This window comes from Geminisphaera colitermitum TAV2 (assembly GCF_000171235.2).
Lineage (GTDB): Bacteria > Verrucomicrobiota > Verrucomicrobiia > Opitutales > Opitutaceae > Geminisphaera > Geminisphaera colitermitum.
This window is the reverse complement of sequence record NZ_ABEA03000006.1, coordinates 18,927-38,285: the sequence shown is the minus strand read 5'-3', so window position 1 is coordinate 38,285 and position 19,359 is coordinate 18,927. Positions and strand designations below refer to the sequence as shown.

Genomic DNA, 19,359 nt, shown 5'->3' with positions numbered 1-19,359 from the left:
CATGAAAACCGCCGAAATTCGAGAGCAACGCAGTGAATTAAAACGCCGATACAAACGGATACAGCGTTACCGCCGTTACCGTCGCCAAGGGATGCGTGCTGAAAGCGCATTCATGCTCATCAAGGCCAATTCGCCGCTTTTCCCCTAACCCATTTTTCCACCTATGGACATCGAAACCGAAAACACAAAACCGCCCGTTATAACGGACGCCACGAACCTCGCCGCGGATGCGCTGGCACGTGCTCCCAAAGCGACCACTACCGTTGACGGCAAACCCGTTTCTTCCGCTCCGACCGGTGCCAGTGAACAAAGCGAGGCAAGCGCCCACCGCTTGGACGAACTGGACAGCTTGGGGCGGAAGTTTGACCCCAAAAAATTCCGCCCGGAAAAAGATAAAATCGGACGGTGGAAAAACCAGAAAGGCGGACGCCCCCGCAAAACCGGGGACACCGCAAACGCGGGCGGTTCTCCCGCGCAAACAACCGCACAAACCACCGTTTCTGCACCGGAAAGCGACCTGTTTATCCCAAAAGGAAATGGAGCCGCCCCCGGACAGGAACCGGGGGAAACCGCCACAGAAACGGCCTCTGGCACGGAACCGGGCAAAACAGACGACGGGCAGACACCGGAAGCGCGGGAACTTGCGGCAAAAAAAACCGCTGAATCCGTCTGCCGCCTCACGTATGCCGGACTTGGTTTTGTCACAGGACACCCGGAAGAAACCACCCCCACACCAGCGGAACACAAGGCGCTCGTTGACGGCACCTCCGCTTACCTCATGCGCAAAGGTTGGGTCGCAACCGGGCTGGTTTTGCTCCTCATGCTTTGGGGGCTTTACGTGGAGACAACCGCGCAAAAACCGGGTGTGTCGGCGAAACTGGCAAGCTGGTGGAAAAGCTGGTTTGGTAAAAAGCCCAAACCGGTTGCCGCCGCCGCCCCCCCCCGCACCGTTTCCGCAAATACCGCCACCGCGACACCCGCGACGCCGCATGTGGACCCTTCCTCATCCCCGGTTGCGGTTCCTTCCGAACACGCGCCGCGCACACCGGAAGTCCCGGCCCAGTTCCGCAACACCGGAAATCCCGTTTTTTGACCGCAATCAACCGCAACACGTAACCAAAAATACAATACACAATGAATGCAATCATCAATCTCCACGCCCATAACACTCTCCGCTTTGGCGGGCTTACCGGGCTCGTTTACACGCTGCTTTGCACGTTTTATCCGCTCGCGGTTTTGGCCGGAGGCAGTTTCCTCTTTTGGGCCTGCTTGCCCGGTCCTTGGTCCCCGGTAAAACTGGTTTTAGTCCTCATTTTCATCGTCATTTTGCTGAGCTATCGACCCCAACTGCCTCACATCTTAAACGCTGAAAACACCGCCCCAAAACCGGAAGGGAGGGCCGAATAATGGCCAGTGTTCGCGTTGCCATAGCCGGGCCTTCCGAGTGCGGCAAATCCACCCTCGCGCATTCACTCGCGGGGGCGATTACCGTTTTGCAAGGGCGGCGGCACATCGTTTTCGATCCTCAAATTGAAACCAACGCATGGCCGCGAGGCTCCTTTGTCACAAACGACAAAGACCGGTTTTGCCTGAGTGTGGAACGCTCGCGGAATTGTTGCGTATGGATCGAAGACGCATCCGCCACGATTGACCGGGATCGCTCGCTGTCATGGCTCTTTACGCGCATCCGGCACAACGGGCATTTGCTCTACGTCCTTTGCCATTCCGCCACCGATTTACTGCCCGGTATGCGCCAAAACCTCACCGAAGTTTTCCTTTTCCGCCAACCAGCAAAAGGGGCGGAGCTTTGGGCTGAGACCTTCATGGAAAACGGCTTGCTCGCCGCCCAACACCTCCCGGCAAAAAGCTACGAGTTCCTTCATTACGTCCCCGGTTCTCCGATTGTGAAACGAAAACTAAAACTATGAAAACACTTGGTCCGCCCAACACCTCAGAGGAGGCACGGAAATTATGAGTATCGAAACCACAACTACGGCACCGCCCGTTGCCTCCTGCGCTCTGGTTAGACCGGCGCACATTCCCGACCTCGGAGGTTGTCCCCCTGATTGCGGACACACTGAGCAAGAACACATCGCTTTCGACCTTGGTGTTTATGACGGCGAGCGCGGAAACACGGTGCCCCCAGTGGAGTTCGATTCTGGCCTGCTTCGTGAAGCATGGATGACCGGCTTTTCAGTCGGCCAAAAAAACAGGTCTAACCCGGAGGTGCGACATGGCGAATGACAATGAGACATTGGCGCAACCGGCTGGTTCTGAGGGTTGGCTGCGCGATAATTATCACCGGGCATATATCCCGGCACCGGGTGAGCACATCCCCGGAAATGCGCGGTGCGCCGATTGCGGCGCAACCTCGGATGACGCTGGCCGCTATCGAGTGGCCGAAGATCACGAAGTCGCGGATGCCGATGGCGAGATCTACGAATGCGCCGATTGCGGCGGACTCATGATTATCCCTCCTCTGAACACCGAGCGCACCGATGCCGGAGGCATTCGGTGACGCGGCTGGTTACGCAATTTCACGATGAAAAAACCAATACCAATATATGGGGACGAGGTGGTCTACGTGTCGTGCGCCGCCATGCATGGCGCAATGCGGAGACGCCTTTTGCGCACAGGGATGTACCATGTGCAGCGAGAACAATATCTGAACCACCGTCTCCGATCCAAGGCAATAGGTCGGCAGATTAGTGAGATCGTAGCGCGTCAGCGTAACACCTAGTTCTGGGAATGGGCGTTCGTTTATAGAACGCCAAGGTAGCCAAAAACAGAATACACATATAACCCGCCCCGGCCTGAAACGTCGGGGCTTTTTTACGTCCAACCACCAGCATTCTCCGACATCGCGCGACATCCTTCGACATCGGGCAGCATCGAACGGCAAAGGGCGACAACCAGAGGGCTTTTTTTTGTGTAAAAACGGGTGGATATTACAGGACGTATCGGAAAGACAAATACAAAAACATTAACACACAAAACTGACATGAAGAAACTCCTCGTTTACGTGATTCCCGTCGTGACCGCCGCCGTTGGCGTGATCGTCGGTTTGTTCCTCATCAACCGCGTCCCCGCTGTTGGAAAAGCCGTGACTGGCAGCAAAGCCGCCGCATCCGCCTAATCCGTCTGTATCGGAAAAACGCTACAACACACAACCGAAACAACTACCATGCCGACAATCAAACAGCCCGTTGCGGGCATCACGAGTCCCGTCCCCGGCGCATTCTGCTATACCAAAATGACCGTTGGGCCGCGCTACCACTGGGCGAAATACAAAATTGGCATTCCCGCCGACGTCGCCAATCCCGTCACCGTCGAACAGCTTATCGGTGAAATCAAAATCAACATCAACGGTGCGGCGGTCCGCGAAGTTGATGCCACCATCCTGCGCAATCTCGCCCGCTTCAACAACCTGACCGTCGCCGACGACGAAATTCCCATTTACTTTGTGGAGCCGTGGCAGGAAACGCCGCAACAGATGTATCGTGGCGCATGGCCCACTCCCGCCGCGCTTGTCCGCTCGTTTGAAATTCAGATGTTTGTGCGCGCCGGAGTCCTCACGCCTGCGCAGGCCGCTGGTCTCACAATCACGGCTTACGAGGCGCACGACTGGAACATTCCTTACCGCATCAACGGCGTGGACAACTGGATTGGCAGTCCCTCCATCCCGGAAGGCGGATCGTTCCTCCAGTCGATCATGCATCAGACCACGTTCACTCAGCCGATTTCGGCTGGCGTTTACAACTTCACCACCCTGCCGCTCAACCAGCCCATCAACCGCCTGTTTCTCCAAAAACAGGACGGCAGCGCAATCAACCGCGTGGAAGTGCTCGCCGACGACGTGTCCTATTTCGACGTGGACGCGGAGACCAACGCCCTTGCGTTGGCTGATCTCAACATGTCCGCCAGCGTGTGGACGTTCCCCATCCCCTTCGATGAATACGGAACCGCCGATGCCATCATTGGCCGTCGCTCGCTTAACGTCCGCATCCATTCACCGACAGCCGGGGCCGTCACGATCCTGAACGAATCGCTTCAAGGCAGCTACTGACCTTCGACACCGGTATCATCCGGTCCAATACAACAACAACATAGCACCCGCGCCGTTCTCTAAAAATGGCGCGGGTTAAACTGGAAAAACACACATGGACTTTGGAGATTTTGTCGGGGGACTTTTCGACAGCGGCAAAGAAATGGCTACCGCTTACGGCCAGGCGAAAGTGGCCGAAAAGCTGGCGGAAGCGCAGGCCAAGGCCGCCGCCGCGCAAAAGCTGGCAGAACAGGCCGCAACCACTGCCGGAGCCGTTGGCAATGCCGCTGGTGGCACCGGGACGAAAACACAAACGAGCAACACCATCTGGAAAATCGCCGCCGCCGCTGGTGGCGTGATTCTGGCCGTTGTCGGGGCCGTGCTCATTTTCAAACGTCGTTAACGCTATGAGTTGGCTAGACATCGCCGGAAGCAACAGCCTCGCATCAAACACGACAGTCGGGCCAACGAGCAATTCAGGCACGATTATCTTTTCGCCCAAAATCGTGAACGGGGGTTGGTCTGGAGACATCTCAACGTCCAGTTCTTCGACGCAACGGGACGTTTCCGCAAGCGGCTCTGCCGATGCGGTGGCATCCGTTGCGAAAGACGGCGCTTCTTCCAACGCGTCACAAGAGAAACCACTGCAAGCGGCGTTGGCGGCAGTGTCGCAACCGGTCAGTAGTTGGTCTGGCACTACATGGGCCTTCATCGTTGGCGGCGGGCTCGCGCTCATGCTGTTCACGTTTGGGCTCGCCAGTTTCATTTTCGGGAAAAAACGGAGGAAATAACATGGGACTTTTCGGAAGCACAAAAGTAGAATCAGGCACCAAGGCATACGATCAAAGCGCAACCGTGCAGGATCAAGGCGTTGGCATTGGCTCCGGTTCGCGCAACACCGTTGACCAGTCGCTCAACGACAACAGCGGCGCAATCACTGGCAAAGTTGGAAACAACAACACCATTTCAACCAGCATTGTCACCACCAGCACTGACCACGGCACCGTTGACGCCGCGTTCAAGTTTGCCGGGGATTCCGCCTCACAACTCGGAACACTCACGGAGAGCGCGATGGAAGGCTCCTTGCTGACCTCGCTGACCGCGTTGACGGAAAACACGAAGGTCAACCAGTCCGCGATGGAGGCAACAAAGGACATCGCCAACACTGCCATCGGGGGCAACCTCGCCACCACCCTAGAGGCGATGAATTTTGGCCGGGACGCGCTAAGTTTCGGCACCGATGCGCTCGCAGTCGGCAAAGACATGTTCAACACGGCCATTGGCTCAAACATGGAACTGGCTGGAACCGCGCTGGGATTCCAAGACCGGGCAATGAACCTCGCAGTCGGTTCCAACATGCAAGTCATGGACACGGCCCTGCAAGGCGTCATGGGCGCGATGGACAAAATGCACATCGCCTCGCTGGAAAACATCAACCTCGCACGGCAGACCTCAAACCAGTCCATCAATGCGGCTGAAAGCGCAATCACGAGCGCGGGAACCGCCATCGGCGCAGCAGATGAAGGAAACACCTCCACTCAGACCAAGCTGATCGTTGGCGCGGTCATTGCCGGCCTCATCGCCCTCGCCCTCCTGAAACACAAATAAAGCCATGATAACCTCCCAGCAAGGCAGCATCGTAAACGTCGTCATCCCCGCTGGTCCGGGACAAGTCGGCGTGGCAATGGTGCATGGCCGTCACTTCTCGCTACTCTCCGCGTCCGGCCCGGTTGAAATCAAAATCGACGCAATGCCTTATTCCACTTTCCGAAGCGGAATGAGTCTGGACTTCGATGCCCCGGAGTTTTTTGAGCGCCTCGAATTTCGTTCCCCGACGAAGAAAGAAATGTTCGTCTCATTTTGGGCCGGGGTGGTGAAGTTCTCCGACAACCGGCTTGACCAGATCGAAGCCCCCACGGAAATGCTCGCCCCGTCCAACGGTGGCAGTGTCATCATTCAGCCGAACGGTTTTGTCGATTTGCTCGGCACGCCCAAAAACACATTGCTGCGTCGCAAGGCCGTCGTTGTGAGCAACACGAGCAACGAACTGTATCTGGAATTTCGTGACGCCAGCGACGGCGTAACCGGCATTGTGAGAGCCAACGAGACGATCACGCACCACGTGAGCGGATTCGTCCGCATCCACAACCCGCAGACCGCCCCCCTCGCCGCTACGATTTCGGAAATCTGGTGGACCGCATAAACTCGCACCAATGCCATCCTACAAAACCATTTTTGATCTGCCGGAATTGTTCGACCTGTCCGGTGACGATTGCGTGGAAATCGCCCGCCCCGGCACGCCCGGTGGAAACCGCGCCTCCCTTGCGACGCTGTTGGGAGACTTCGCCCCGCGCAATCCGTTCCTTGACGCCACGGACGATATGGGGGTCGGTCAACCGGGGAATGTCCTCTGCTCGAACGGGATTGTTCCGCTCTGGCAAATGGACCTGACAGACGGAGAGGGAATCCGCTCTGCCGGGCACTGGACGCGCGAACTGTACGATTTGAGCGGGTACGTCGTCGCGATCAACTGGCAAGAACGGATAGCCTACGATGCATACGCAGTCGGGGCAATTGATTGGACTAACCGCATACTCTACAACTCTGAGGGCGGTTATGTCGCAGAGTGGGGGGAGTATTTCTTGAATATTTTGTCACCCGTAGCCATCCGATCTGACTTAGAAGTCTTTGCCCCGCTTTCCGTCGATGGCCCTACGACGCTGTTGGGGGGACTGAGCGTGGTAAATATATTTGGGGAAGCAATCCTCGACATTCAATCCGAAGCTAATCCCCTTACGTTGAGCAAGCTTCCTAGCGATGCCCCGCTTAGCCAAGTCATTGACCGCGTAAACACGCTTACAGATCGGCTCGCCGAATACGGCATTATTAGCCCCCTCTACTGATTTTAGTATTTGGTTAATAACTACAACAAAAGCAAAATAATGATTAAGGCAAACATCACTCCGGCCATCGCCGCCGCCCAACTCGCCGCGCAAGCGGTGAATGTCCTCAACAGCATCCCCGCGCAAATCGGCAAGCTGGTTGACGCGCTCGAAAACGGAACCGCCGTGCGTCCGCAGGGGGCTCCGCAATCCGAACCGATCCCCATTACCGGCGAAGACCTTGCCGCCGCGTTGGGAGCGGACAACGTGGCCGCGCTCAAGGGCATTGCCGCCGCGCTCGCCGCCGCGAAACCCGTCACCAAGTAATCACTACACCGCGCCTCCGTCGTGATCTTCGCCCGCCCGCAAATCCAGTGCATCCCCACGCCGCTCCTCTATGTGCGGCGTGGCTGGCGCGTGCCGTTTGCGAGCGAAACCGCGAAACTCTCCGCCGCGCTCGATGCGCTCCTGTATGTCCCCGTAACGCGCATCGACAGCAACGAAGACGCGACGGAAGACATGGAGATGGAACCTGTTGTGCGCGGCATGGCGGACGGCAGCATTCGCAGCTTTGGCGGCACCGGCATCCGCGCCGTGTGCTGGGGACTGTATGAACGCGCCGCTGTTGTCTCCCCGATTGAAACCCCCTCGCAAAACGTTGGACTTGCCGCATGGACTTACGAGCCTGCCACCGGCCCGACATTGTCGAAAAACGCCACGCAAACCCTCGGTCTTGACGCGCTCCTTTACGAACCGGCCCTGACTGCAACCGGCGAAGAACACGCCACGCAAGCCGTCGCCATGTCCGCCGCATCATTGACCCCATCCGGGCACATCGCCGCCGCCAACACCACCAAGGCGGACGTTGCGCTTGACGCTTTTGCCTACGGTCCCCACGCGTAACCATTTTTTAGATACACATTCGCACCATGAGAAAAATTTCAACCAGCACAAAACAACAAATCGGCATCCGCTACAAAATTTCCGTTCTAAACCCGGACGGCACGGAAGAACTCCGCCAGCCTTGGAAGAAAAACCTCATCCTCGACAACGGCCTCAACGCGCTTGTCGAAAACTACCATTGGGACGACGTAATCCGCGCTGCCGTCGTCGGCACCGGCACAACCCCCACCCGCCGCGACTCCGGCAACATCGCGTTCACCCAGACCGGCAACACCGTGAAGGCCAGCGCCGCGTTTTTCAGCAATGAGGACGTCGGGCGTCTTTTGAAACTGGATACCGGCGAGGAAATGCGCATTCAGGCCGTGGCGGACACAGTGACGGCCTCCGTGGACATCGCCCGTGAACTCCCGGCCCCGGCAAAGGGCACGATCTGGTATGTCAACCAAACCGGCCTCACCGCCGAAACCATGCGCACGGACGTTTACGGAACCGGGGGAGACGACAACACCGTTAACATCGTGGACAACCAGCTTGTCCGCAAACGCACCTTCATTTTCAACGCCGTCACCACGCAAGTCACACTCCATGAAGTCGGCTGGTCGTGGAACTATTACCAGTCGTCAAACTCGCTGTTTGGCCGCGACGTGCTGGAAGGTGGCGGCGTTACACTTGTCCCCGGCCAGCAACTCAAGGTTGTGCTCAACCTCTACATCGCACTTTCCCCCCTCTCTCCCGTTGCCATGCCCGGCCCGTTCTGGACCGGTGGCGGCGGACAGGTGCAACTCGAAAACCTTGGCTGGCCGTCGCAGATTTCGCCGAATAAATACGAATTTGAAACCTTCCTTGGCAACAGCGAGGAAGCATTCGCGCTCCCAAACACCGCCAATAATTTCGCTTTGGGGGGGACAAAGTCACGCAAGACAGCCACCCGCCTTCCCTACGTTGCGGGCTCCTACCGTCGCGTCTGGCGAAGCGAGTTCACGCTCAACGACGGCAACCGCACGGACATCAAATGCATGGCCCTCGGCTGGTCTTATTACGACACGATCTGGCCCATGCTGCGCATCAAATTCGACCAGACGCAGGTTAAGGACAGCGACAACGCCCTCACCGTTGACTGGGCCATTTCGTGGGGGCGCGTATTGGTAAACTAACTACAAAACAGGAAACAACTACAATGGGATGGTTAGACTCATTTTCAGGCTGGCTCTTCACGAGTAAAAAAGAGCGGGAACGCACGGAGAAAATTGCCGCTGAACAGGCTGCGATTCTCGAACGTCAACGGGCGGACGGTCTTCTTTCAGAAGACGAATTTCAGCGACAAATGGCATCCATCACGGATACCGCGGACCTCTCCGCAACCGTTGGCGAAGCCGTCAATGACCGCATTCCCTCCGCGCTTGCCGAATCCGCCAGCGAACTTCCGGGCCGCATCAACACCGCAATCGACACCGTTGGAAAAGGTTTTTGGAACTCCATTCCCGGCTGGTTGAAATTCCTCGGTTTTGCCGCCCTCGGCATCTGGGTTTTGACGCTCCTCAAACCCTACATCGACGGCGCACTCAAAGCAAAAGGAGTGCTCAAAAAATGACTAACGCAGACACAAAAGAGGCGGAGGTTTCCGTGTGTGGACTGCCGCCTCTGCCGACACAGGCGAAGCGAATAAATGTAATCCGTGCCACGGCCCGGACCGTTCCATTTTTTCGTCACAGTGGCATCCAATTTGCAAGCGACACGATAATCTCGTTTGGGCGAACTGGACTTGTGCGAGAAAGCACAAGTCAATTTTTCAACGGGAGAAAACTCGTGGAAAATCAAGGGGTTGCTCTGACGCCGGAAATGGAGGCAAGAGCAGTCGCGTTTGCTTCCAACCCGCCCAAATTCAATTGGTTGACCCGTAATTGCGAAAGTTACGTCAACTACGTGCTCACCGGCAAAACCTCCAGTGCCAGCGCATGGCTTACGCTGCTCGCCGTCCTGCCAGTCGGTTTGATCGCTTTCTGGCTGATTGGAAAACTCTCAAAAACCAAAAAATGAATACAACCGACAAACTCTGCATCGGCCTGCTTGGCCTGTCGGTGGACTTCGCGCTAACCGACGTTTCAACGGTGGCGTCCATCCTCGCCGGGCTCGCCACCGCCGCCTTCATGATTCTTTCGTGCGTCCAAAAATGGCGCGAAATCCGTAACCAAAAAAACAATACACAATGAGAACGATCACAACCATTGCCACCTACATCGGAGGCTTCGCCTTGTTCGTCACAGGTTTTTTAGTCCTTTCGGGATGCTCCACGCAGGAAAGCCGTGAAGATTACGCCTTCTCGGACTCACACTCGATTGACCCTGAATACACCGCCGCCCTCCGCCGCGAATGTGATAACCTCGCCGAAGAAAACGAGGAATTACGTGCGATTCTGACGGACTTGGTTCGCCAAACGACAAAGCATCCGTGAACGCCCGTTTCTTCGTTCTTTTTGCGTGCCTTGCGGTTTTCCCGGCCTGCCAGACCGCACACAAAGCCAAGCCTCCGTCTGCCGTTGCGCGGTCCGGGGGCGTCCGCGTTTCACAGACTGGAGATGCGGTGAAACCTGCCACGGCATCCGCCGAAACCGGCGAGGCGTCTTTCACGCTCCCGGCAGGAACGGAAGTCACGTTTTCGGAAACACTGGGGACATTCACGGCCAAGCTCCCGAAAGACAGTAGTGTAAAACTCACTACACGCAAGGAGACTGCCACGGCACCGCAAGCCTTCACTCCCCCCTCCCCGGCTGAACAAGCAACGGGGAAGCGCGTGCTCATTTACACCTTCGCCGCCCTCGCGTGCCTCGCGCTGGCCGGTCTCCTCGCCTGGCGTGCGCATTGGCTTGCGGCTGTCTGCGCGGGACTAGGAGCCGCTGTCTGCCACCTGCTTTCCTCGCCCGCTGGTCTCTGGATTGCGGGCGTGCTTGTGGCCGTGGCAGGGGCGTTTTTCATTGCGTGGCACCTCCTCACTCGCGCAAAACCCGCCCCTTCCGCATGAGCAAACACGCGCCCATTGTCGCCATCCTCGCCATCCTCGCCACCCTCGCCACCCTCGCCGCCGCCATTTGCGGCGGCATTTGGTTTTGGTGGACACGCCCCGAATCCGTGTTGCGCCGCTGGTATCTTGGCCCGCGTCCAACCCGGCAAAAGGACGATTTTGTCGATTACATGCCGATCACTCCAAGCGAGGCGCAAAGACTATTTGGACTCACTGGCCTTAACCTGAACGGATACAAGGCCCATGCCGTGGCCATTGATGAAGTGAACCATGCCCTGAACAAGCATGGGAAAGACAAACTCCCCGTCACAGTCGCAGACATCCTGCGCATCCCCTACTATCTAAAAAACGCCCAAAAGGTCAGGAAATCGCAGAAGAAAACGCACCGGAGCCTCGAAGCCATCGAATACCTTTACAAAGACGCCAGCGGAGTAACCACCGTAATCGAGGAGGTAAGGGTGGGGCGGAAAAAACTCGTTTTCCAAACGATGTATAAAAACTGAAGGGTAAAAAAAGGGTCTCCTATTCGGAGGCTCTGATGGCTTTCGCCCTCCAGCTTGACGGCCTAACCGCTTTCCGACCTAGGAGACGACCCTAATAGGGCACACCTGCCCCGCCTTGTCAACCCGACCGGTTAGCGTAACGGCAACTCAGGCATAAGCCGCAACGGTAGCGCGGCGGCGTTTGCGCGCAGCCCGCGCCTTCTCGCCAACGATTCGCATCGACGTGGATCATGCGGCTTTCTTCTTGGTTGGCTTGGGAGCCTTCGTCCTTGAACCAGAGGTCTTTGCCTCGTGTGCCTCAGACTCCGAAATGAAGCCTTCCGCTTCCTCTTTCATCCTCTGCAAAACCATCGCCCTTGCCGTGCTGTCCACGGTGGAAATAGCCGGGTAGTTTGCCGCCCGCCAGTGTTCGAATACCATCGCCGCAAAACGGCTCTTGGTAACGCCTATTACCAACGCACGACGTTCGATCATTTCGACAATGTCGTTAGCGAGATGAACCCCAAGCATTTGTGCAGTTTTAGATTTTCCCATGCAGCAATCATAGCAGGTTTATCAATCTTTTCGCTGTTAGAAAGGTTGACATGGCAAGGATGTTTAGACTCAAAGCATTCTTATGCCTAACCCGCCTACCCGAACCAAACCCACCAAGAAGGCTCCAAAGCCTGCCGTAGTGCTCAAGGAAGTTGGCCCTTGTGGTTTCATCCCTCTTTTCACGATTTCCGACCGTCGCGCCCATTCGTTGCCCGAACTGTTTAGCGCGATGGTTTCCATCGAAAACGCCCTCAATTCCCAAGGCTGGCAGGTGCATGGCCTGCAAATCCGCCCCGTTGGCCGTGCCCTTCCCATCACCGGCGAAGTTGCCGCCCAAATCCCCAAACCCGGCGAAGCATCCCCCACTCCCGGCGAAATCTGACCACTCACCCTCCCCGCGTCGGCGTGCTTTGCTCTGGTCGGCAAAGCCCCGGCGCGAGGGAGGTTTAATGTATCCAAAAAAAAATACCGACCAGACAACCCGACCAAAGCAATGAGCACACAAACCGAACTCCCCCCCGTTGATGAAACCGCCAACCTCGCCCCTGTTGGCTTTAGCAAAGGTCCGTTCGACCTTTATGCGACGATCAAGAAATCGTCCAAATACTACTACCAAGGTTTAGGAGACGACAACAAGCCCCGCGCCTTTCGCATCCGCCAGATTGACGATTTTGGTGACTACCGTTTTCACGGAAATTCCAACCAATACCGGGCGGAAGATTTGATGTTCTGGATCGAGAACAGCAAAGGCAAATTCACCAAACTGCGCTGACATGACCGAATACGTTTTCCGCCCCCTCCGCAACGGCAAGCGCGCCCGTCTGTATTACGGGCGTTATGCCCTCAATCGTGGCGACAAACCTCGCACCGTTGCCCTAGGCACCCCCGACGTTCGCGTTGCCCGCAAACGGCTCCGCGACATCATCGTTGAAAAACAGCGCGAGCAAGAGGGCATCATTGCACCGCGCACCGAACGCGACACCGCCGCCCTCCCGCTGACCACCTTGCTCACCGAGTTCGTTGCCGATTTGCAGGCTCGCAAACGCACACCGCGCCATATTCGCACTACTCGCCTTTGCATCGAAAAAATCCTCAATGAAACGGGCTGGAAACGCCTTTCAGACATCCGCGCAGACCAGTTTGTAAAGTGGCGTTCCACGCTCAAGTTGGCGGCAAAAACCGTCCGCGAATATCAGGCATCCATCTGCATTTTCCTTAACTGGCTGGTGAGGCTGGACCGCATCGCCCGCAACCCCCTCGCCAAAGTCCCCCATGTCGAAACTCGCGGTCAAAAGGTCCGCGACACCCGCGCTTTCACCCCGGAAGAACTCGCCCGCCTGTTCGAGGTGAGCGGCCCGCGCAGCCTCCTGTATCGGTTCCTTGCGTATACAGGCATCCGCAGGGGCGAGGCGCAGGCGCTGGTATGGGGAGACCTGCATCTGACCGGAGAACAGCCGTATTTGCTGGTTCGTGATGAAACAACAAAGGACATGACCAAGCGCCCCCTGCCGTTGCACCCCCGGCTGGCGGCATTGCTGCGCGCCGCCGCTCCGCAGGATGCGAAGGCGGACGCTCCAGTTTTCCCGGAGTTTCCCCATTTCCGCGTGCTGGATCGGGACATCAAAGCGGCCGGCATCCCGAAACGCGACGGACTCAACCGCACCGTCGCCTTTCACAGTTTTCGGAAGACGTTCCAGACGATGGGCGTCCGGGCAGGCATCAACCAACGGGCGGCGCAGGAGTTTCTAGGACATTCTGATGCGAACCTGACCGCGAAAATCTACACCGATATGCCCGCCATCGGCCTGCATTCGGAAATCATCAAACTTCCGTGGCTGGGAGACCCCGTCGATGTAGCAGCGAAAGACACACTCACGAGTGAGCGCACTGCTGATACATCAAAATTCCTCACCCTTTGTGCCTCATTAGTCGAACTTTCACAAAATGGCTTCTTACAGGAGATTATGAGCGTAAAACCCAAAGAATCGCTTTGCGAAACTGGAGCCGATGGTCGGAGTCGAACCGACGACCAGCGGTTTACGATACCGCTGCTCTACCACTGAGCTACATCGGCCTTCAGAGGAAAAGCGGAACAAAGCCGCGGCTCGCCCAAGCGCAAGCCTCATTTTCCCCACAATTATACCTCTCCGCCCTGTTCGCCGCTCCGCACCACCCGCTCCACCTCGGCAATCCGCCGCCCGTCATGTCTCCAGCGGAACAACGGAATGCCGGGCCGACGTTCCAGTTCCTTGAAAAAAGCCGGATCGGTGCGCTTCTGCAATTCCAACTCCGTCAACCCCGCGCCATCGCACCCCAACATGCGCGCATACCCCTTAAACACCTCCGGACGCCCCAACACACGCGTCGCATCACGATTTTGTTCATCAATTCCATTCGCCATTCCCGCCGCCACCGTCTCCGCCTTCTCCGTCCCTGCCATCCCACCGCTCACACGCTCCATGACCAGAAACGAATATGGCAAACTGCGCAGATCAATTCCCGCACGCTGCCCAAAACGCACCCATCCTGAATCGTTCTGCACGCCCCGCGGAGGCGGCGCAAAAAAATGACACCAATGCCGTTCGTTCGCCTGCTGAAACAACGGACACCCCTCCCGATGCGTGCAGGGCGCCACAATCCGCCACGCCCCGTTCGCTGTCGTCGCCGTCGGTGGTGCCGCCAACAATTCGTCCCGCACCGCCGCGAGCGCCCGGCTGTCCGCGTGCGTGCCGGGCTCCACCCACAAGACCGCCGCCGCCCCCGCGGCCAAGGCGATCAGCCGGCTGCGATCATCAGCGGACAACTCATTGATGACATGGCTCACCACCAGCACCAACGGCGCATCCCCTCCCCCCCCCCCCCCGCCGCCAGCCAGTCCCGTCCACTCGCCCACATCGCCGATGCCCGGAAATTCCCTGCGCAACCGGTCCAGCGCGAAACGCCGCGCCAGCGCCGAATGATCCCACACGCGCGCCGCGACAAAACACCCCGCGCCAAACGCCCCCGCCACCCTGCGTCCGGCGACACCGCTCCCGCAGCCCCAATCGAGCAACACCGCACCCGCCGGAGGACGCCAGCCGCGCTCGCGCAACTCCGCCAGCACCGCGTCCCACTTCCAGCCGATGCGCTCCCCATACGTCGCATCGTAGGACTCAAGATCGCGTTCACTCTCCCAATACGGCCCGCGCCCCGCCGCCTGTCCGGAGAGAAACCCGGCGCGCAACCGGTCGAGCGCCACCCAATCAAGCGGATCGTCACGAAGACTCATGCCCTGATTTGAAACTTGGATAATCGCGCCCGGCCAGTCTCATCATTGTTAAAAAAAAATGACCGCTACCACGCCCCCTCCCACCTCTCCCCCCCCGCCCGCCCCTCCCTCCCTTCCCACCCGTTTCAATCACTGCAACCTCTCGCCGTGGGCGATTTCCTCCTGGGAATTTCAGGACGCGCCTCAACCGCTCGAACTCGATCACGTTCACCTCACCGACCGCCGCCTCTGGCAACGCCTCGCCGGCATCGACGATCCCGCCGAACGCGGGCGCGTTTTCCATGACTACGTCTCGGTAAAATTCCGCCTGCACGAATGGACCGACGTCTCCGGCCCCGCCCAACTCTGCCTGCGGCACAGCTACCTCGCCTCGCTGCGCAACTGGGGCGTGGACAGCAACAGCCTCTCCGGGGCCGCGCTCAAGGCCTGGGTGGAAAGCCGTTTCGGCCTGCGCGCCACCTATCACCACGGACGCCTTGCGACCGAACCGGCGGCGCGCGAACGATACGCGCTCGACCGCATGAAAGGAGCCGCGCGCACGCCCAGCCTCTTCATGCAACTCGATTTGCTCTACACCTTTTGTCAGGATGAACTCGCCCGCCGTCGCCCCGACCAACGCTGGATCACCCTTTATCGCGGCACCCACGATCCCGACGAATACACCCTCATTCCGCATCCCGCACTCCGCACTCCGCATTCCCCCCCCTCCCCTCCGCGCGACGAGCAGCCGCACGACGACCGGATGCTGGTCGAACTCAACAACCTCAGCTCCTTTTCCTCCGACCCCGAAGTCGCCTGGGAATTCGGGCACCACGTCTGGGAAGTCGCCGTGCCACTGGCCAAGATTGTTTTTTTCAGCGGCCTGCTCCCCCCCCCCATCCTGCAAGGCGAGTCCGAATACCTAGTCCTTGGCGGCGAGTATCACGTGCGCCGCCTCCGGGGATAAGCCTCCCCGCCCGCCCCCCCCCCACACCCACCGTTTCCAACATGCGGCTTGACCCTCCGCCCCGTTGCGAGCGGGGTTGGCGGGATGCCCAACGTCATTTCGTTTCACTACACGCTCCGCGATCCTGAAGGCCGCGTGCTCGACACCTCCCTCGGCGGCCAGGCCCTTGCCTATCTGGAAGGCGCGGGACAAATCATCGAAGGTCTGGAAGAGGCGCTTGCCGGCCTTCCCTGCGGCACCAAAACCAGCGTGCAAGTCCCGGCGGCCAAAGGCTACGGCGAACGCGACGACGGCCAGGTCCAGCGGGTGCCCAAGTCCGTGCTTCCCGTCGAAGGGGAAATCAACATCGGCGACCAATTTCAGACCGGCCCCGAACCCAGCGCGCCCATCGTCACCGTGCGCTCCATCGAAGGCGACGACGTGATCCTCGACGCCAATCATCCGCTCGCCGGCGTGGACCTGACCTTTGATGTCGAGATCGTATGCACCCGACCCGCCACGCCCGAGGAGATCGAGCACCCGCAGCGTCCCATCAACGGCGGCTGTTGCGGTGGTGGCGGCGACGACGGCAGTTCCCGAAAACACGACGGCTGCGACCGCCCGGACTGCGGATGTCATTGATCGGAGCCCCGGAATTTTTCAAATTACCCAACTCCTCCCTCTCTCCCGGCTCTCCACACATCCACCTTCATCCACAATCTCCCAACGCATGAACATCCTCGGCATCGACATCGGCGGCTCGGCCCTCAAAGGCGCGCCCGTGAACACCCAAACCGGCAAACTCCTTGCGGAGCGCCATCGCATCGCCACGCCCAAGGCGCTCACCCCGGCGCAGATGGCCGGCGAGATCAAAAAACTCGCCGCGCATTTCAATTGGAAAGGCCCCATCGGCGTCGGCTTCCCCGGCGTCATTCAGTCCGGCTTCATCCGCACCTCCTTCAACCTGCATCAGGATTTTATCGACTGCGAAGCCGCCAAACTCTTCTCCAAAGTCACCGGGCAGCGCGTCGCCCTCGTTAACGACGCCGACGCCGCCGGACTGGCCGAAGCCACCTTTGGCGCGGGCAAGGGCGTCAAAGGCACCGTGCTCATGCTTACCTTTGGCACCGGCGTGGGCAGCGCGCTCTTCGCCGACGGCCGCCTGTATCCAAACACCGAATTCGGCCACCTGCGCCACAAGGGCAAATCCTACGAAAAATTTGTCTCCGCCGCCGTGCGCGAAGCAAAGGAAATGTCCTTCAAAAAGTGGGCGAACCGCGTCAGCGACTACATCAACCAGCTCGAAGCCGTCACCTGGCCCGAACTCATTATCGTGGGCGGCGGCATCAGTTCGGAGCACAAAAAATGGTTCAAGCACCTGAAACTGCGCACGCCCATCGTGCCCGCCACCTTCCTCAATGAAGCCGGCATCGTCGGTGCCGCGCTCAACGCCGCCCGCTCCTGACCCCTCCCCCCCCCCCCCGTTCACCACAGAGACACGGAGCACAAAGGAACAAACCACGGAGGGGGGCCACGAAACACGCGAAAGAACACGAAAGAAAAACCATCAGATGCCTACCTTCCCATTTGTGTCCTTTCGTGTGTTTCGTGGGCAAAAAAATCCGTGATTCTCTGTGTCTCCGTGCCCCTGTGGTGAACTCTCCGGAAAAAACGCCCCAGCCCCCGCCCCCCCCGCGCCTCTCGACGGAACTCGCCGCGATTCGCCAGCGTCTCGTCGCCGGCGGCGGAGCCGTCACGCTCGACGACGTCATCCACACCCTGCGCGGACGCGCCTACACGCTGCTCCTCATCCTGCTCGCGCTGCCCTTCACCACGCCCATTCCACTGCCCGGCCTGTCCACTCCCTTTGGCGTGGCGATCGGGATCATCGCCTTCCGGCTCACGCTCGGGATGCGACCGTGGCTGCCCGCGCGCCTGCGACGGCGTCCCCTGCCACCGGGATTTTACGGACGCCTCTTCGCGCTGACCGGACGCGTGCTCGGTTTTCTGGAAAAATTCCTCCGCCCCCGCCTCACCTCGCTGACCGACCCGGAGCCGTGGCGACGCGCGCACGCACTGCTCATTCTGGCGGCGGCGGCCTTTCTGCTCCTGCCCTTGCCGATCCCCTTTTCCAATACATTCCCCGCCTGGGTCATTCTGCTGGCGGCGGGCGGCCTGCTGGAGCGCGACGGCAAGGCGATCCTCTGCGCCTACGCCGTGGCGCTGGCCGGAGTGCTGTTCTTTGTCTTTCTCGGCGGCGCGGCGCAGGCGGGAGCCGAGGCGCTTTTCAACTTTTTTTCTCAGCGGCCACCGGAACCGGGTTCATGATCGAGGTGACGATCGCAACCGTCAGCGAAACAGCGATCACGATGAGCGAGATCCAGACGGGCACATGAAAGAACCCTGAAATGACCATCTTCACGCCCACGAACGCCAGAATGAACGCCAGCGCGTAATGCAGGTGGTGGAACATCTTCATCACGCCTGAAAGCGCGAAGTAGAGCGCGCGCAGGCCGAGGATCGCAAAAATGTTGGACGTATAAACGAGGAACGGGTCGCGCGTGACGGCGAGGATGGCGGGGATCGAGTCGAGGGCGAAAACCACGTCGGTCGTCTCCACCAGCACGAGCACGAGAAACAGCGGCGTGCACCAGAGCACGCCCTTGGCGTCGCGCCAGAAAAAGTGCTGCCCTTTCAAGTCGGGCGTGATGCGCCAGAACTTGTTGGCGAGGCGAAACACGAGTCCCTTGGACGGATCGGGTTCTTCGCTTTTGCAAAAAGCCATCTTGAATCCCGTGTAGATCAAAAACGCGCCGAGCACGTAAATGATCCAGTGGAAGCGATTGATGAGCGTGATGCCCGCCGCGATGAACACCGCGCGCATGACGAGCGCGCCGAGGATGCCCCAGAACAGCACGCGGTGCTGGAGGATCGTGGGAATGCGAAAGTAGCCAAACAGCAGCAGGAACACGAACAGGTTGTCCACGCTGAGCGCCTTTTCGAGCAGGTAGCCGGTGAGAAACTCCAGCGCGGGCGTCGAGCCGTGCCACCACCAGATGAGGCCGTTGAACACCAGCGCGAGGCTGATCCAGACGGCGCTCCAGCCGAGCGCCTCCTTGAGCGAGACTTCATGCGCCTTGCGGTGAAACACGCCCAGGTCGAGCGCGAGCATCAGCAGGACAAAGACATTAAAACCGATCCAGAAACTAAGCGGCGTATTGGCCATATGATTTATTTTCGATAAAACGAAGCAGCAAGTCCGTCCGCCGCCCTTGGGGCAA

At 58.8% G+C, this 19,359-nt stretch carries 28 protein-coding genes, 1 tRNA gene and 1 pseudogene; 25 read left to right on the top strand and 5 right to left on the bottom strand.

Annotated features, from left to right (window positions below):
* Position 1 precedes the first annotated feature (1 nt).
* From OBACDRAFT_RS27745 to OBACDRAFT_RS01050, 6 genes are all read left to right on the top strand, one after another.
* Complete coding sequence (locus OBACDRAFT_RS27745) at positions 2–148, top strand: hypothetical protein (protein WP_157836861.1); 147 nt, start codon at positions 2–4, stop codon at positions 146–148.
* A 15-nt stretch (positions 149–163) separates the two neighbouring features.
* Positions 164–1,093: a hypothetical protein gene (locus tag OBACDRAFT_RS01065; RefSeq protein WP_043582142.1), complete on the top strand. Its 930-nt coding sequence runs from the start codon at positions 164–166 to the stop codon at positions 1,091–1,093.
* Positions 1,094–1,406: 313 nt separating this feature from the next.
* A complete protein-coding gene (locus OBACDRAFT_RS01055; protein WP_043582138.1) occupies positions 1,407–1,928 on the top strand; it encodes an ATP-binding protein in 522 nt (173 codons plus the stop codon).
* Positions 1,929–2,233: 305 nt separating this feature from the next.
* The gene (locus OBACDRAFT_RS28790; protein ID WP_198529829.1) at positions 2,234–2,518 is read left to right on the top strand and encodes an ADP-ribosylation factor GTPase-activating family protein; all 285 of its coding nucleotides are present in this window, start codon (positions 2,234–2,236) and stop codon (positions 2,516–2,518) included.
* Between the two features lie 483 nt (positions 2,519–3,001).
* On the top strand, positions 3,002–3,136 hold the full coding sequence (locus OBACDRAFT_RS30445) for a hypothetical protein (protein WP_269799044.1): 135 nt from the start codon (positions 3,002–3,004) through the stop codon (positions 3,134–3,136).
* A 48-nt stretch (positions 3,137–3,184) separates the two neighbouring features.
* Positions 3,185–4,066, top strand: coding sequence for a hypothetical protein (locus tag OBACDRAFT_RS01050; RefSeq protein ID WP_043582136.1), 882 nt, complete (start codon positions 3,185–3,187; stop codon positions 4,064–4,066).
* On the opposite strand, the gene OBACDRAFT_RS27740 is transcribed toward OBACDRAFT_RS01050, so the two are convergent.
* Complete coding sequence (locus OBACDRAFT_RS27740; protein ID WP_157836860.1) at positions 4,029–4,811, bottom strand: hypothetical protein; 783 nt, start codon at positions 4,809–4,811, stop codon at positions 4,029–4,031. The two genes, OBACDRAFT_RS01050 and OBACDRAFT_RS27740, sit on opposite strands and share 38 nt — an antisense overlap.
* A gap of 26 nt (positions 4,812–4,837) precedes the next feature.
* On the opposite strand from OBACDRAFT_RS27740, the gene OBACDRAFT_RS01035 reads away from it, so the two are divergent.
* From OBACDRAFT_RS01035 to OBACDRAFT_RS00985, 12 genes are all read left to right on the top strand, one after another.
* Complete coding sequence (locus OBACDRAFT_RS01035; protein WP_043582129.1) at positions 4,838–5,653, top strand: hypothetical protein; 816 nt, start codon at positions 4,838–4,840, stop codon at positions 5,651–5,653.
* 4 nt (positions 5,654–5,657) lie between these two features.
* Complete coding sequence (locus OBACDRAFT_RS01030) at positions 5,658–6,248, top strand: hypothetical protein (protein ID WP_043582127.1); 591 nt, start codon at positions 5,658–5,660, stop codon at positions 6,246–6,248.
* 10 nt (positions 6,249–6,258) lie between these two features.
* The gene (locus tag OBACDRAFT_RS01025) at positions 6,259–6,948 is read left to right on the top strand and encodes a hypothetical protein (protein WP_043582125.1); all 690 of its coding nucleotides are present in this window, start codon (positions 6,259–6,261) and stop codon (positions 6,946–6,948) included.
* 39 nt (positions 6,949–6,987) lie between these two features.
* Positions 6,988–7,254: a hypothetical protein gene (locus OBACDRAFT_RS01020; RefSeq protein ID WP_043582123.1), complete on the top strand. Its 267-nt coding sequence runs from the start codon at positions 6,988–6,990 to the stop codon at positions 7,252–7,254.
* Between the two features lie 21 nt (positions 7,255–7,275).
* Positions 7,276–7,830 (top strand): hypothetical protein, encoded by a 555-nt coding sequence (locus tag OBACDRAFT_RS01015; RefSeq protein ID WP_043582122.1) that lies wholly within the window; start codon positions 7,276–7,278, stop codon positions 7,828–7,830.
* Positions 7,831–7,856: 26 nt separating this feature from the next.
* A complete protein-coding gene (locus tag OBACDRAFT_RS01010; RefSeq protein ID WP_043582120.1) occupies positions 7,857–8,984 on the top strand; it encodes a hypothetical protein in 1,128 nt (375 codons plus the stop codon).
* A gap of 170 nt (positions 8,985–9,154) precedes the next feature.
* Positions 9,155–9,421 carry a hypothetical protein gene (locus tag OBACDRAFT_RS27735; protein ID WP_157836859.1) on the top strand — a complete coding sequence of 89 codons (267 nt, stop codon included), beginning with the start codon at positions 9,155–9,157 and terminating at the stop codon, positions 9,419–9,421.
* A gap of 299 nt (positions 9,422–9,720) precedes the next feature.
* A complete protein-coding gene (locus tag OBACDRAFT_RS28785; protein WP_198529828.1) occupies positions 9,721–9,867 on the top strand; it encodes a hypothetical protein in 147 nt (48 codons plus the stop codon).
* The gene (locus OBACDRAFT_RS27725) at positions 9,864–10,040 is read left to right on the top strand and encodes a hypothetical protein (RefSeq protein WP_157836857.1); all 177 of its coding nucleotides are present in this window, start codon (positions 9,864–9,866) and stop codon (positions 10,038–10,040) included. The genes OBACDRAFT_RS28785 and OBACDRAFT_RS27725 overlap by 4 nt, the downstream gene beginning before the upstream one ends.
* On the top strand, positions 10,037–10,282 hold the full coding sequence (locus OBACDRAFT_RS00995) for a bZIP transcription factor (protein ID WP_043582115.1): 246 nt from the start codon (positions 10,037–10,039) through the stop codon (positions 10,280–10,282). The genes OBACDRAFT_RS27725 and OBACDRAFT_RS00995 overlap by 4 nt, the downstream gene beginning before the upstream one ends.
* 128 nt (positions 10,283–10,410) lie before the next feature.
* Complete coding sequence (locus OBACDRAFT_RS00990; protein WP_157836856.1) at positions 10,411–10,848, top strand: hypothetical protein; 438 nt, start codon at positions 10,411–10,413, stop codon at positions 10,846–10,848.
* Entirely contained in the window at positions 10,845–11,351 is a 507-nt protein-coding gene (locus tag OBACDRAFT_RS00985; RefSeq protein WP_043582111.1) for a PBECR3 domain-containing polyvalent protein, read from the top strand. The genes OBACDRAFT_RS00990 and OBACDRAFT_RS00985 overlap by 4 nt, the downstream gene beginning before the upstream one ends.
* A 228-nt stretch (positions 11,352–11,579) precedes the next feature.
* On the opposite strand, the gene OBACDRAFT_RS00980 is transcribed toward OBACDRAFT_RS00985, so the two are convergent.
* Entirely contained in the window at positions 11,580–11,885 is a 306-nt protein-coding gene (locus OBACDRAFT_RS00980) for a hypothetical protein (protein WP_157836855.1), read from the bottom strand.
* A gap of 82 nt (positions 11,886–11,967) precedes the next feature.
* Between OBACDRAFT_RS00980 and OBACDRAFT_RS00975 the strand changes: the two genes are divergently transcribed.
* From OBACDRAFT_RS00975 to OBACDRAFT_RS31150, 3 genes and pseudogenes are all read left to right on the top strand, one after another.
* The gene (locus OBACDRAFT_RS00975) at positions 11,968–12,267 is read left to right on the top strand and encodes a hypothetical protein (protein ID WP_043582108.1); all 300 of its coding nucleotides are present in this window, start codon (positions 11,968–11,970) and stop codon (positions 12,265–12,267) included.
* 111 nt (positions 12,268–12,378) lie between these two features.
* Complete coding sequence (locus OBACDRAFT_RS00970) at positions 12,379–12,657, top strand: hypothetical protein (RefSeq protein WP_043582106.1); 279 nt, start codon at positions 12,379–12,381, stop codon at positions 12,655–12,657.
* 1 nt (position 12,658) lies between these two features.
* Positions 12,659–13,615, top strand: a pseudogene (locus tag OBACDRAFT_RS31150) (tyrosine-type recombinase/integrase); the annotation flags it as partial.
* A 269-nt stretch (positions 13,616–13,884) separates the two neighbouring features.
* Here OBACDRAFT_RS31150 and OBACDRAFT_RS00955 read toward each other — a convergent pair.
* Both OBACDRAFT_RS00955 and OBACDRAFT_RS00950 read right to left on the bottom strand, forming a co-directional pair.
* Positions 13,885–13,959, bottom strand: a tRNA-Thr gene (locus tag OBACDRAFT_RS00955).
* A 63-nt stretch (positions 13,960–14,022) separates the two neighbouring features.
* Positions 14,023–15,153, bottom strand: a complete 1,131-nt coding sequence (locus OBACDRAFT_RS00950) for a small ribosomal subunit Rsm22 family protein (protein ID WP_043582101.1) — start codon at positions 15,151–15,153, stop codon at positions 14,023–14,025.
* 58 nt (positions 15,154–15,211) lie between these two features.
* Here OBACDRAFT_RS00950 and OBACDRAFT_RS00945 point away from each other — a divergent pair, with 58 nt between their 5' ends.
* The 4 genes from OBACDRAFT_RS00945 to OBACDRAFT_RS00930 all read left to right on the top strand — a co-directional run bounded on the left by OBACDRAFT_RS00945 (position 15,212) and on the right by OBACDRAFT_RS00930 (position 18,406).
* On the top strand, positions 15,212–16,099 hold the full coding sequence (locus OBACDRAFT_RS00945) for an NAD(+)--dinitrogen-reductase ADP-D-ribosyltransferase (protein WP_052360809.1): 888 nt from the start codon (positions 15,212–15,214) through the stop codon (positions 16,097–16,099).
* 84 nt (positions 16,100–16,183) lie between these two features.
* Positions 16,184–16,720, top strand: a complete 537-nt coding sequence (locus OBACDRAFT_RS00940) for an FKBP-type peptidyl-prolyl cis-trans isomerase (protein ID WP_043582100.1) — start codon at positions 16,184–16,186, stop codon at positions 16,718–16,720.
* An 88-nt stretch (positions 16,721–16,808) separates the two neighbouring features.
* On the top strand, positions 16,809–17,543 hold the full coding sequence (gene ppgK / locus OBACDRAFT_RS00935) for a polyphosphate--glucose phosphotransferase (protein WP_043582098.1): 735 nt from the start codon (positions 16,809–16,811) through the stop codon (positions 17,541–17,543).
* Positions 17,544–17,731: 188 nt separating this feature from the next.
* Entirely contained in the window at positions 17,732–18,406 is a 675-nt protein-coding gene (locus tag OBACDRAFT_RS00930; protein WP_232766474.1) for an exopolysaccharide biosynthesis protein, read from the top strand.
* Here OBACDRAFT_RS00930 and OBACDRAFT_RS00925 read toward each other — a convergent pair.
* On the bottom strand, positions 18,366–19,304 hold the full coding sequence (locus OBACDRAFT_RS00925) for a TerC family protein (protein ID WP_043582096.1): 939 nt from the start codon (positions 19,302–19,304) through the stop codon (positions 18,366–18,368). The genes OBACDRAFT_RS00930 and OBACDRAFT_RS00925 overlap by 41 nt on opposite strands.
* Positions 19,305–19,359 lie beyond the last annotated feature (55 nt).